The sequence below is a fragment of the Streptomyces sp. NPDC003379 genome, from assembly GCF_053589195.1.
Genome location: NZ_JBSFRK010000039.1, coordinates 54,292 through 67,152 on the forward strand (window position 1 = coordinate 54,292; position 12,861 = coordinate 67,152).

The 12,861-nt window shown below is 72.4% G+C and carries 9 protein-coding genes; 2 read left to right on the forward strand and 7 right to left on the reverse strand.

Annotation, left to right across the window (positions count from 1 at the left end; all coding sequences use genetic code 11):
• Positions 1-86: 86 nt before the first annotated feature.
• From ACWDVB_RS30775 to ACWDVB_RS30785, 3 genes are all read right to left on the reverse strand, one after another.
• Positions 87-1,214 carry a hypothetical protein gene (locus tag ACWDVB_RS30775; RefSeq protein WP_451516598.1) on the reverse strand — a complete coding sequence of 376 codons (1,128 nt, stop codon included), beginning with the start codon at positions 1,212-1,214 and terminating at the stop codon, positions 87-89.
• A gap of 262 nt (positions 1,215-1,476) precedes the next feature.
• Positions 1,477-3,747, reverse strand: coding sequence for a glycosyltransferase family 39 protein (locus tag ACWDVB_RS30780; protein WP_451516599.1), 2,271 nt, complete (start codon positions 3,745-3,747; stop codon positions 1,477-1,479).
• Between the two features lie 172 nt (positions 3,748-3,919).
• The gene (locus ACWDVB_RS30785) at positions 3,920-7,714 is read right to left on the reverse strand and encodes an nSTAND1 domain-containing NTPase (protein WP_451516600.1); all 3,795 of its coding nucleotides are present in this window, start codon (positions 7,712-7,714) and stop codon (positions 3,920-3,922) included.
• A gap of 169 nt (positions 7,715-7,883) precedes the next feature.
• Here ACWDVB_RS30785 and ACWDVB_RS30790 point away from each other — a divergent pair, with 169 nt between their 5' ends.
• The gene (locus ACWDVB_RS30790; protein ID WP_451612005.1) at positions 7,884-8,363 is read left to right on the forward strand and encodes a hypothetical protein; all 480 of its coding nucleotides are present in this window, start codon (positions 7,884-7,886) and stop codon (positions 8,361-8,363) included.
• On the opposite strand, the gene ACWDVB_RS30795 is transcribed toward ACWDVB_RS30790, so the two are convergent.
• Together ACWDVB_RS30795 and ACWDVB_RS30800 are read right to left on the reverse strand one after the other, a co-directional pair.
• Complete coding sequence (locus ACWDVB_RS30795; RefSeq protein WP_451516602.1) at positions 8,299-8,955, reverse strand: 4'-phosphopantetheinyl transferase family protein; 657 nt, start codon at positions 8,953-8,955, stop codon at positions 8,299-8,301. The two genes, ACWDVB_RS30790 and ACWDVB_RS30795, sit on opposite strands and share 65 nt — an antisense overlap.
• Before the next feature lie 37 nt (positions 8,956-8,992).
• Entirely contained in the window at positions 8,993-10,273 is a 1,281-nt protein-coding gene (locus ACWDVB_RS30800; protein ID WP_451516603.1) for a glycosyltransferase, read from the reverse strand.
• A gap of 134 nt (positions 10,274-10,407) precedes the next feature.
• On the opposite strand from ACWDVB_RS30800, the gene ACWDVB_RS30805 reads away from it, so the two are divergent.
• On the forward strand, positions 10,408-11,703 hold the full coding sequence (locus ACWDVB_RS30805; protein WP_451516604.1) for a glycosyltransferase: 1,296 nt from the start codon (positions 10,408-10,410) through the stop codon (positions 11,701-11,703).
• Here the strand turns inward: ACWDVB_RS30805 and ACWDVB_RS30810 are convergent.
• Positions 11,692-12,567, reverse strand: a complete 876-nt coding sequence (locus ACWDVB_RS30810; RefSeq protein ID WP_451516605.1) for a hypothetical protein — start codon at positions 12,565-12,567, stop codon at positions 11,692-11,694. The two genes, ACWDVB_RS30805 and ACWDVB_RS30810, sit on opposite strands and share 12 nt — an antisense overlap.
• Positions 12,564-12,776: an MbtH family protein gene (locus tag ACWDVB_RS30815; protein WP_451516606.1), complete on the reverse strand. Its 213-nt coding sequence runs from the start codon at positions 12,774-12,776 to the stop codon at positions 12,564-12,566. Before ACWDVB_RS30815 ends, ACWDVB_RS30810 begins: the two co-directional genes overlap by 4 nt.
• Positions 12,777-12,861 lie beyond the last annotated feature (85 nt).

Consider the following 12,861-nt stretch of genomic DNA (forward strand, 5'->3'; position numbering starts at 1 on the left):
GTGACGCGCTCGCTGCCCCTGCGGTGCTCCTGCGGTGCTCCTGCCGTTCTTCCGGTAGTGCTCCCGCGGCCGCCCGGCGGAACGTCTCACCGGTCGCGGGTGGACGTCGGCGCCCGGGAAGGGACGACCGGGACGGTCACACTGCGGGTCAGCCCCCAACTCGGCACGACCAGCGAGTGTTTGCCCGGCCCGCCCGCCACGAGCACCCGGATGTTCTGCGGGCTGCCTGTCATCGGCTGGAGGTCGTCGTCGCCCAGCGCCCGCATCCACGCAGGCCAAAGGACGCTGCCGAAGTGCGCCCGCAGCTCCCCGGCCGGGCGGCGGGCCTTCTCGTACAGGTACGCCTGTACGTCCTGCCGCGACCATCCGGCGGCGGCGATGGTCGCCGCGTGCTCCGGCCCGAGGACGACGAAGAACTCCGCGCTGGAGACCACGGCATTGTTGGAGCCGAGCGTGGCCATGACGCTGGCGGCCTTGGCCAGCAGGGGCGCCGGGCTGCCGCGGGTCTCCATGTCGTGCACATTGTGCGGGTTCTCCATGCCCGCCACCGTGACGGCGCTGGACGCGTCCACGCCGATGGTGTGCGGATAGGCGGGCCATGGGCTCGCGGCGGCGTTCTCCGCCAGGCAGTACGTGTACTTCGCCGGCTGCCCGTGCGTGGCGGCGTCCCCGGAGCCGGCCGTGCCGCCGGCGACGTGCAGCAGCACGAGCCGCATGGCGCGGCCGAGGGTGGCGTTGGCCCGGTTGCCCGGTCCCAGCGTGCCGGTGCCCGCGTTGAAGCCACAGGTACGCACGGCCTCGCCGTGCACGATGACCAGAACGGACACCGGGTGAGTGGTGGAGTTGACGCCGCGCAGGTTGAACTCCGGCGCGGCGATGCCGCGCACGGCCGCGACGAGCAGGGGCATGAGGTCCGGTGTGCATCCGGCCAGCACCGCGTTCACGGCCAGCAGCCGGGGGGTGGCCTCGCCCAGTCGCGGAGGCAGGACGCCGATCACCTCGTCCGGGTCCAGATCGGGGCCGCAACCGGCCAGCATCGCCTCGACACGCGCCGGGGTGGGGGCGGCGACGGGCAGCCCGTCACTCCAGCCGCCTTCGGCGAGGAGCGCGTACAGGGACTCGGGGGATTCATCCACCACGCGCAGCAGTTCACCGGTGGCGGACTCCTCCGCGCCGGCGACCGGGCCGTCCTCCTCGTCAACGACGTGGCTCATACCGCTCGCTCCCTTCCCGGAATCCGCGGCCCGGTACGGGGCTGGAGGCGGTCCGGCGGTGCCGCACACCGTAAACTGACGAGGCGTCAGTTACAACCCTGTCGGCGTACTGGTGAGCCCGTGCGATCGTCGAGTCAACCGACCCCGGCCAGTCGATGTGGCAGTTGTGCAAGCCACAGGTCATCGACGAGGAACTTCAGGACAGGCCTCTTCATCTCCGCACGGTGCGCTGCTGCGCGACTTCAGGGAAGCGGCGGTTCTCTCAGTCCCGCGCTCGCATGCGGGCCTCGTCCGCGTCGGCCGCGGCACAGTGGTAGAGCGTCGGTGAGCCGCCGCCACCGCGGTCGCTGTCGGCGCCGGCGGCAGCACCGTAAGTTCCTGGGTCGACTCGGGCGCAGGCCGACCTCACCCAGGCGCTGATCTTCGACTTCTTCGCGCCCTCCTCGGTGACCAGCGCGAAGCTGACGTCTTCCGTGGCGACGAGTTCCTGGTACTTGGTGAGAGTGAGCGCGTCGCCATGCATGCTGGCGACGGGGAGGAGGGGCACGGCTTCGGCGTAGATGTACGGGGCCGCGGCCATGGTCGTCTCGGTGGACATGGTGTATTTCGCGGCACCGTTGTGCTTCTGGACGTAGGCGAGGAGCTTGCTCTCCGTGGAGGTCAGTGAGGTGCGTGGGTCCTGGGTCACGTTGACCGTGCCCGCCCCGCCGCCCACGCCGCTCCCCCCGCCGATAACCCTGCCCGTCCCTGCCCCCGTCCCGGCGCCCTCGGGGCGCGGGCCGGCCGACGCGTCGAACGCCGATCCCGCGTAACGCTCGTTCAGCACGGACAAGGACCACGCCGTCGGCGCGGCGAACATGGCCACGCATCCGGCGAGCAGTCCGGTGAGCCCGGCCCGGCGGGCGCTGCTGCCGCGCAGGAGGCCGCCGAGGGCCAGGACGGCGATGAGCGTGGCCACGACGACCACGGGGATGAGCCAGGGTGCGAAGTTCGTGTAGTCGGAGGCCAGATGGACCGTCCAGCCGACTTCCGCGGCGATGACGGCGGGCAGCACCCAGGCCCGTCGGCCACCGGGCGCGGCTCGGTGCGCGCGCCACAGGGCGACGGTCCCGGCGGCGGACAGCGCGGCGAGCGGCGGCGCGAGTACGGACAGGTAGGCGGTGTGGAAGAGGTTGTCGATGGCGCTCAGCACACAGGCCGATGTGATCAGCCAGGTGCCCCACATCAGAAAGCCCGCGCGGGTCGGATGGGTGCGGGCGGCCCTGCGGTGCGTCGACAGGCCGATGGCCAGGGCGATCACGGCGAGGGGATACAGCCAGCCGATCTGTGGTGCGAGAGGGTCGCGCAGGAGCTTGAGCCACAGAGAGGTCTCGGAAGGGGGCTTCGGGGGTGCCCAGGTGCCGCCGGGCGTACCGCTGTCCTGTCCCTTCCGGCCCTGCTGTCGCTCTTCGGACGGTGCGCCGTCGGTTCCGCCGGGAGGCGCGCCGGACGGTTGGGCCGTCGAAGGCTGCCGTCCGGCGCCATCCTTCCTCTCGGCGCCCCCCTTCTCCTTGCCGCTCCCGGGCTGCCCCGGCCCGCTGCTCGCGGGCGGGGCCGTCGGCGCGCTCCGTGCACCGTCCTTGTTCCCGCCTCCGTCGTCGGACGCGGACGCTCCGCCGTCGATCAGTCCGGCATGCAGGCGGTTGAAGCCGTTGTAGCCGAAGACCATGGCGGCGGCGCTGTCGTTGGTCGAACCGTCCACGTAGGGGCGGTCGTTCGCCGGAGTGAAGGTCAGCAGCGCCACCCACGACAGCGACACCGACAAGAGCACCACGCCCGCCACGGCCAGTTGCCCGAGGCGCTTCCTCAGCCGCACCGGAGCCGCGACGAGGTAGCCGACGCAGAGTGCGGGGACGATGATCCAGGCCTCCATCATCTTCATCTGGAAGCCGATGCCGATCCACAGGGCGCTCAGCAGCAGCGGCCTCAGCCGCGCGGTGCCGACCGCCTTCTGGTACTGGTCGGCGGCCAGCACGAGGCACATGGTGAGCGAGCCGTCCATCATCGCGTGGCCGAACATCGAGGCCGCGACGGGCGTGACCGTCAGGAGACCCGCGGCGAGCAGTCCGGCGGCGGGCCCCTGCCAGCGGCGCACCACCCGGTACATCACCAGGACGGAGATCACGCCCATAATGCACTGCGGCAGCGTCAGCGCCCAGTCGTGGAAGCCGAAGACCCGCGCCGACAGGGCCTGCGGCCACAGAAAGCCGCCGATCTTGTCCATGGTGAGGGTCGCCGCCGGATCGACGGTGGTGAACAGGAACGCCTTCCAGCTCTCGGACATGCTGCGGGCGGCCAGGGAGTAGTACGGGGCGAGCCCGCTGCTGGTGATGTTCCAGGCGTAGAGCAGTCCGGCGAGGGCGGCGATGCCCAGGAGCGCGGGCCTGGCCCAGGACGGCTGGTCGGGCGGGGAGCGCCAGAACTTCCCACGGCGCCGGGGCGGTTCCACTGCCGGGGACGCGGTCGTGCTGGACGTGCTGGTCAGAGACGTCATGATCGCAGCTGACTCCTTGTTTCCGGCTGTTCCCGGACACGGCCGCCAAGTGGTCGACATCTCGCTTCTACCCGTGCGTGGTTGTCCGGCGCCGGTGACTCCGCGCCGGACAACAAGCTCCGGACAACGACGCCGGACAGTGACGCCGGACAGCGCTCCGCGGGCCGCGGCTTCATCGCGCGCAGGCTCGGGGAGGTGACTGCTGGTACGGATCGTGCAGGTACCTGGCGCGTTCGCGGGCGCTGAGGTCCCTGCGCAGGGAGCGGCATATCCTGCTGAGCGCCTCGTCGGCGCTGAGGAGCACGTTCCACAGCCGCAGCGCGCCGTCGTCGCCGCCGCTGGCGACGGTGCGGCCGTCCGGGCTGAACGCCACCGACCGCACCGGTCCCGCCTGTCCGGGCAACACGACCTTCTGCAGGCCCGTGGACGTGCCCCACAGCCGTACCGTCCCGTCGCGGCCGCCGCTGACCACCGTGCGGCCGTCAGGGCTGAACGCCACTGTCTGTGCGCTGCCCCGGACTCCGGTCAGCCCGGCCCGGGAGCGCCCGGTGTCCGTGTCCCACAGCCGCACCGTGCCGTCGTCGCTGCCACCGGCGACGCTGTTCCCGTCCGGGGCGAACGACACCGACCGGATGGGCGACCTGACTCCGCGGACGCTACGGGCCTTGCCCGTGGCCGTGCTCCACAGGCGCAGAGTGCCGTCGCGTCCACCACTGGCGACCGTACGGCCGTCGGGGCCGAACGCGACCGAGCCCACCGGGCCTCTATGTCCCGTCAGCACATTCCGTTGCTTGCCGCTGGCCGTGCTCCACAGCCGTACGGTTCCGTCGCGGCCACCACTGACGACCGTACGACCGTCCGGACTGAACGCCACCGAGCCCACCCGGTCCTGGTGGCCCCTCAGCACGGCCCGTTGCTCGCCGCTGGTCGAGTCCCACAGCCGTACGGTTCCGTCGCGGCCGCCACTGGCGACCGTACGACCGTCCGGACTGAACGCCACCGACCGCACGGCCCCTTCGTGCCCGTCGAGTGTGACGCGCACCCTGCCGGTCGCCGAAGCCCGCAGCCGTACCGTCCCATCGTCTCCACCACTGGCGACCGTGCGGCCGTCCGGGCTGAACCCCACCGAATTCACGGCAGTCCCGGTCCCGGTCGCCGTGATGCGCGCCTTGCCGGTGGCCACGGCCCACAGCCGTACGGCTCCGTCGCGGCCGCCGCTGACCACCGTGCCGCCGTCCTGGCTGAACGCCACGGACCACACGGCGCCGCCCTGCCCGCTCAGCACGGCACGCCGCGACCCGTTCGCCGCGTCCCACAGCCGCACCGTGCCGTCGCGGCCGCCGCTGACCACTGTGCGGCCGTCCGGGCTGAACCCCACCGACTCGGCATCGCGGCCGTGCTCGGTCAGCGCGATGCGCTCCTTGCCGGTCGCCGGAGTCCACAGCCGCACCGCGCCGTCGCGGCCGCCGCTGGCGACGGTGCGCCCGTCCGGACCGAACGCCACCGCGTTCACGGCGCCCTCGTGTCCGTCGAGTGTGGTGCGCGCCCTGCCGGTGGCCGCGTTCCACAGCCGTACCGTGCCGTCGTGGCCGCCACTCGCGACCGTGCGTCCGTCGGGGCTGAACGCCACCGCGCGCACGTTGCCCTGTTGTGCCGTCAGGGCGTTCCGTTGCTTGCCGGTCGCCGCGTTCCACAGCCGTACCGTGCCGTCGTCCCCGCCGCCGACGACGGTGCGCCCGTCCGGGCTGAACGCGACGGAGTGCACGGTGCCTTGATGGTTCGTCAGTACGTCCTGCTGCTTGCCGGTGGCCGTGTCCCACAGGCGTACGGTTCCGTCGTGTCCGCCGCTCGCCACCGTGCTGCCATCGGGGCTCAACGCCACCGAGGTCACAGTGCCCTTGTGTCCGTGGAGTGTGGTGCGCGCCTTGCCGGTGACCGCGCTCCACAGCCGTACCGTGCCGTCGTGTCCGCCGCTCGCCACCGTGCTGCCGTCCGGGCTGATGGCCACCGACTCCACGTCCCCCTCGTGGCCGGTGAGCCGCAGCTGGAGGGGGCGCGAGGCAGCGGCCAGGAGGCTGGTGGTGGCCTCGGCGGTGGGGCGGATCCGGTAGGCGTAGACGGCCAGGAGCGAGGCCAGGTCGGACTCGTCGGCGAGGAGAATGGACGCCTGGGCGGCGAGCTGCCGGGACAGGGTGCTGCGCTGTTCGGCGACGGCCTCGCGCCGATGGTTCTCGCTGGTGCGGTACTGGTCCCAGGCGATCAGCCCCGACACGAGGGCGATGACGAGCAGCACGGACAAGGTGACGGTGAGCCGGCGCAGGCGCCGCGTGGTGCGGACCGCGGCGCGTCGCTCGCGGTCCCGGGCCGCGCTGCTCGCGGTCAGGAAGTCACGTTCCAGCGCGGTCAGCGTGCTGCCGGGAGCGGCGAAGGACTCCTCGGCCGCCGCCAGCCGCGTGCCGCGGTACAGCGCCCCGGGGTCACGGCCCTCACGGTCCCAGGCGGTGGCCGCCTCGCTCAGCCGCTGGTGCAGCAGCAGCCCCGCCCGGTCCTCGTCGATCCAGTCGCGCAGCCGCGGCCAGGCGTGCAGCAGCGCCTCGTGGGTGAGTTCGACGGTGTCGGTGTCCAGGGTGATCAGCCGGGCGCGGGCCAGCCCGTCCAGGACCGTCTCGATGCCGGCCCGGTCCTCGCTCAGGCAGTCGAGGTCGGCGCGGGCCAGTCGGCGTCTGGTGGCGTCCGTGCCCTCGCCGATCGCGACGAGGCGCAGCAGGACGGCGCGGGCCAGGTGCCGCTGCCCGTCGGCGAGCCCGGCGTGGACCGCCTCGGCGGTCTGGGCCAGGGCGTGCCGGATGCCGCCCGCCGCCTCGTACCCCGACAGGGTGAGGGTGCTGCCACGGCGGCGGCACCAGGTCTCGCGCAGCGCGTGGGAGACCAGGGGCAACACCGTGGTCCTGCCGGTGGCGTCGGCGATCACGCGGGCGAGGAGCGCTCCCTCGACGGTGCAGGCGGCGCGGGCAGCGGGCCGGCTGATCGCCCGGCGCAGCTCGTCGGTGGTCATCGGCCCGACGAGCAACTGGGCGTCCCGCAGCGCCTCGACGAGGTCGGGGTGTTGCGCGCAGCGCGCGTAGAAGTCAGCCCGCACGCCCAGCACGACGCGGGTGCGGCTGTTGGCGGCCTGGGCCGCGGTGAGCAGTGCGGTGATGAAGAGCGTGCGCTCCGTGGCGTCGGCGCAGAGGGTGAACACCTCCTCGAACTGGTCCACCACGAGCAGGAGTTCCGCTTCGGGCGGCCGGTCCGCCAGGGCCTTGAGCACGGTCAGGTGCAGGGCCCGCGGGTCCGCCGCGAGATCCCGGCGCAGGGCGGTGGCCGAGCCGCTGCTGACGGCGGCCAGCCGTGCGGCGCACTCCTCCAGGGGGTGGGCTCCGGGCGCGAACAGGACGGTGGCCCACTCGGCGTGGGGGCCGTCGTGGACGCGCGGCAGCAGGCCCGCCCGCAGCAGCGAGGACTTCCCCGCCCCCGAGGCGCCGAACACGGCGAGGAAGCGCCGGTCGCGGACCCGGCGTACCAGGTCGTCGGTCAGCTGCTCCCGCCCGAAGAACCAGGCGGCGTCCGCCTGCTGGAACGCGGCGAGCCCCACGTAGGGCCCGCGCGGCTCGCGGCTCCCGGCGCCGGGAGCCTCGTCGGCCGCTGCCGTGGCGGCGGCCGCGAGCCGGGCGCCGAGCGCGTGCCACCGCGCCTCCCACGAGGCCACGTCCCCGCCGCAGGCCCGCACATAGGCGAGCGTGACCGGCAGACTCGGCAGTCTGCGGCCGGCCGCCGCGTCGGCCAGCGTCGTCGACGAGTAGTGGGCGTCACGCGCGAGCTGACGGTACGGGGGGCTGCCCGCCTTCTCCCGCAACTGCCGTAGATCCGCCGCGAATGCGATCAGCTCGCCACCGTCGTCCTCCAGCGGACGCTCTCCCCGTGGCACAGCTCCCACCCCCCGGCCCACCGTTGCTCAGAGAGTCATTGTCCAAGCCGGTCCTCCGGAGTCCAGCCACCGGATCCGGACAACCGGAGCGAACTCCCTTACATTTGCCGGACGAAGAGAGCCGAGAAGAGGGGCGCTGCCGAACGTGTCTCAGGCGCAGGTGGTAGTCGTGGACGCCCGGTGGTCACGGTCGGTGGAGGAGTCGGACCACACATGGTCGTGTCCCGAGGGCTACGTCCTCGTGGGCCGCGAGCATCAGGGCGGCCCCGGCGGGAACACCCGGTACCGGTACGGACGTCCGGTCCTCGCCGGGCGCGCGTTGTCCGTGCGTGACGTCCGGTGGAGCCGCCCGTTCACCGAGGGCGACGGCGTCCCCTGTACGGCGCCGGACGGCCACGTCCTGGTGGGCCGGGAGCACATCGGTGATGAGAACGGCACGACCCGCCATCAGTACGCGCGGCTCATGGCGGGGGCGGCGGTCTGCTCGGTGACGCCCGGGGAGTGGTCCGCGGAGCTGACGGAGGCGTGGAGCGTGTACCGGGCGCCGAGCGACGCTGTGCTGATCGGCCGTCAGTGCGTCGGGGTCACGGACGGGGACGGGAAGGCGAAGGCCCGGTATCTGCCCGGGACGGTCGGGGTCCGTCCCTGATCGTGGCGAGTGCGAGGACGTGCCGTCCGGAGTCGGTGAGCAGGGCGGTGCAGAAGGTCCCGGGGTCGTCGGCCAGGGGGCGCGGGGCGGGCAGGCCGGCGCGGGCGGGCGGGGGCGGCCAGTGTTCGGGGACCGGCACCGGCCGACGGAGGCCTCCGTCGCGCAGGCCACGGCCGCGCGCCTTGCCGATCGCCTCCTTCTGGGTCCACAGCCACAGGAACGCCGCGGGCCTCGCGGCCGCCGGGACGCGCGCCAGCCAGTCCGCGGCGGCGGCGTCCAGCCACCGCCCGGCCATGCGCAGGGCGGGGACGGGCCGGACCGCCTCGACGTCCACGCCGACCGGTCCCGTGGTGCCGAGTGCCACGGCCCAGACGCCGCGGCCGTGGCTGATGCTCACGTGCGGCGGTGCGGCGGCGCCGGTCAGGCGGGGGCGGCCGCCCGGTTCGTACGTCAGGCGGAACGCGTCGGCCGGCTCGCCGGTCAGCAGTGACGCGCCGTGGAGCAGGGCGGCATGTGCGGCGGCGCGTGCGTCGCCGGCCGTGGGTCCCCACAGCACGGTGACGTCCGTATGCGCCGCGTCCGCACGCGCCACGCCCGCATGCGCCACCCCCGCACGCGCCACGCCGGTCTCAGGCTTCCCGGTGGATGTGTTCCAGCGCCTTGACCGCGTTCTCCGCTCCGTTCTCTCCCTTGAGGCTCTGCGCCAGGCGGCGGGTGTTGGCGGCGATCTCCGGGTCGTTGATCGTGTGCCGCACCGCCTCGACGAGTCCGTCCACGGTGAGGTCGTCGTACGGGATGGGCGCCGGTGCGACCCCGAGATCGCGCAGGAGGTTGCCCCACATCAGCTGTTCCTTGTGGAAGGGGCAGGCCATCTGGGGGATGCCGGCCTCCAGAGCCGCGTTGAGGGTGCCCGGTCCCCCGGCGTGCACGGCCGCGCGGACCCGGGGGAACAGCCAGTCGTAGGGAACGTCGCTCTCCACCAGGACGTCGGCGGGCGGATCGGTGATGCTGATGCCGCCCCAGCCGGTGACGATCACGGCACGCACACCCGTGCGGCGCACCACGTCCAGCACCAGGTGTCCGGTCTGCTCCGGGTCGCCGTGCGAGAGGCTGCCGAAGCCGAAGAAGACTGGTGGCTCGCCCGCCTCCAGGAAGCGGAGCAGCTCCGCCGACGGCCGCTGATTGGCGGGCAGGGACCAGAAGCCGGTGGTGTGGACCCGGTCGGGCCACTCCGGGGCCGGTTCGAGGACGTGCGGGCTGAAGCCGTGCAGGACCGGGTTGGGCCGGCCGTCGGGGCGGTGCCGGAAGTCCAGGTAGTCGTCGCGGGGCGGCAGCTCCAGGGTCTCCGTACGCCATGTGGAGATCATCTCCGCCAGCAGCGGGTTGAGGGGAGCGCTGCCGGCCCGGGCGTGCTGCTCCAGGTTGTCCGGCCTGGCCTCCAGCGAGCCGAGCTGGGGAGGGTAGCGGCGGGACGGCACGAGGTTGGGGTGGAGCGTGGCGAGCACGCTCGGGATGCCCAGCTTCTCGGCCATCTGGTGCATGACCTGGCGTGAGTGGTGCGAGTGGACCAGCAGGTCGGCTCCGCCGCGTGCCGCGTCCCAGAGCTGCCGGAGCAGCACGGGATACGTCTTGGGCATGAATTCGCGGAATATCGCCTCGCGGGCCTTTCGGTACTCTTCGGATTCCGGATCCGTGGTGAGGAGCAGTTTACGGACGTCCGGCCGCTGGAGCAGCTTCACACCCTCGTCGGTCACCGGGGCGAACCGCACACCGTACGACTCCGCGAAGGGTTCGAAAATGCTCGGCCCGACGAGGGTTGCGGTATGCCCGGCGTTGTTGAGCGCGTGGGCGACGGCCAGATAGGGCTGCAGATCGCCACGCGTGCCATGGGAATAGATGAGCACCTTCACCCCGGCGACATTAGGGGTGCGGGACCGTGCCCGGCTGGACGCCTCCTGCACGCGGGAAGCTGCCTCTTGTCAGTGCCGGGGCGGTCGATGAGCATGACCGTGATCCACGTCGTCCAGCAGCGGAGGAGACCGCTATGAAGGCTCTGGTGTACTGCCACGGAAGCCGGGGGGACGTACAGCCGTATCTGGCCCTGGCCCATGCCCTGAATCGGGCCGGGCACTCCGCGACCCTGGTGGCGCCGAGGCTCTTCGCTCCTTTCGCCGCCGCGTACGACGTGGATTTCGCCGGCCTCGACGACTGGTCCATCACGCTGTGGCGCAGGCCCGAGGTGCGCGAGCTGCGCTGGACGAGCGACCGGCGGACGCCGGAGACGGAGCGTCGGCGGGCCGCCCTGAAGCAGGAGGCGGTGGACCGCTATCCGATCATTCTCAATGATATGTGGGAGGCGGCTGCCGACGGCGCCGACATCATCATCCACTCGCAGGCGTCACGCGAACAGATAGCCCAGATCGCGGAGAAGCTGGGAATCCCGAACGTGTTCGCGGTGCTTTACCCGAACTTCGTGGTCTCTCGTCAGTATCCGGCGTTCGGGCGGCTGTCGGACGTCTTCAGTGACCAGCCGGACGAGAGCGGGGCGGACCCGTACAGCTACATTCCGCCGCAGCTGATCGCGATGATCGAGCGCTGGCGGTCCGAGACGCTCGGGCTGCCGCCCCGCGACGGTTTCCTCGACTTCCGGTACCGGGCCGACGGCAGCCCCACCCCGGTGCTGCACATCTTCAGCCCGCACGTGATCACGCCCGCCGACGACTGGACCGACACCGTGCACACCGAGGGTTTCTGGCATCTGCCGGCGGCTCCCGGCTGGCAGCCGCCGGCCGATCTGGTGCGGTTCCTGGAGGCGGGCGAGAAGCCCGTGTTCGTGGGGTTCGGCAGCACCCTGAGCCCCGATCCGCAGGCCACGGCCAGGGTCGTCCTCGAAGGTGTCCGGCAGTCCGGGCAGCGGGCCGTGGTCGTGGAGGGCTGGGGTGGCATCCAGGTCTCCGACTACGCGGACGACATCCTCACCGTCCAGGACGTGCCCTACGCGTGGCTGCTGCCGCAGGTGCGCGCGGTGGTCCACGCGGGCGGGCCCGGCACGTACAACGACGCGCTGCGCGCCGGAATCCCCCAGGTCATCTGCCCGTTCGAGACGAACCAGCGGATGTGGGGCGAGCACCTCAACCGGCTCGGGGTGGCCCCGCCGCCCGTCATGCAGCGCGACCTCACCCCCGAGGGGCTCGCCGCGGACATCCGGCACGCGGTGACGGACCCGGGGATCGCGGCCGCCGCCGCCCGCTTCGGCGCGCTGCTCGGCGCGGAGGACGGGCTTTCGGCGGCGGTCCGGGTCCTGGAGAAGGTGCACGCCGAGGGAGTGTCACGTCCATGAGACCACCGTGCCGTCGTCGATGAACCCGAAGATGCCCGCCAGTGAGGTGCGCCTGCTGCCGGGGTCGGAGTTGGGCTCGACGGCGTGCACATGGGAGCCGTTGAAGACGTAGACGTCTCCCGGGTGGACGTCGATCCGCCGGCATTCGATGCCGTCCAGGGTCCGGGTCGGATAGGGGGAGCCCGTGTGGTGCAGGCCCATGCGCCGCTTGGAGGCGTCGTCCGGCTGGATGTTCCACACCAGCAGCCGGCCGCCGTCGCCGTTCTCCAGGCAGATGTTGAGGGCGCAGATCTCGTGGTCGACCACCCGCTGGATCTCGAAGTCCGCCTGCTGGGGCTCGGTGCACTGGGAGCGGTCCTCGTGCGGGTCAAGGGCGTAGGTGCCGTCGCCGTGCCAGGAGCGCAGCAGGCCGCGGGAGGCGGGGCGTCCGCGGTGGCGGGCCAGGCGCACGTCCACGCCCTCGGGCGCCAGCTCCTGAACCAGGCCCGTGTAGAAGGTGGTCAGCGGGTCGTCGGGCAGGTCGAGCACCTTGTCGAGGGCCGCGGCGGCCTGCTCGGACTCGTCCAGGTAGTGCTCGGTCGTCTTGTGGTAGTGGTACGCGCCGAGGTGGTAGCTGGGGGCCTCGGTGCTGCGTCGCCCCCGGTCCGGGCTGTCCCAGAACCGGGCGGCGAGTTCGGCGCAGACGTTCCGCGCGACCATGCCCCGGAAGATGACACCCGCGCGGCGGCCGCGCAGGACGTCGACGACCGGGCCGGGGCGGTACTCGCGGTGCTCGGGGAAGCTGAAGTAGTCGGCGTCGCCGCTCCAGCCGGTGACCGTGCGGCTCGGCGGGGCCTGGACCGCCCCTTTCCCGGTCCCGGTCATCGCCCGCCCATCTGCTCGACGAGGCTCTTGGGCCGCATGTCGGTCCAGTGCTCCTCGATGTAGTCGAGGCAGGCCTGGCGGCCGTCCTCCGGGTGGGCGACCGTCCAGCCGGCCGGCACCTCCGCGAAGACCGGCCAGAGCGAGTGCTGGCCCTCGTGATTGACCAGCACAACATACCGGCCGTCAGGATTCTCGAACGGATTCGTCATGCGGGCACTCCCTTGGGTCTGTGTTCCGAAATCACCAGAGTCATGGAATTCGAATGGTGCACGACACGCGTGCGGAACTGCTGTA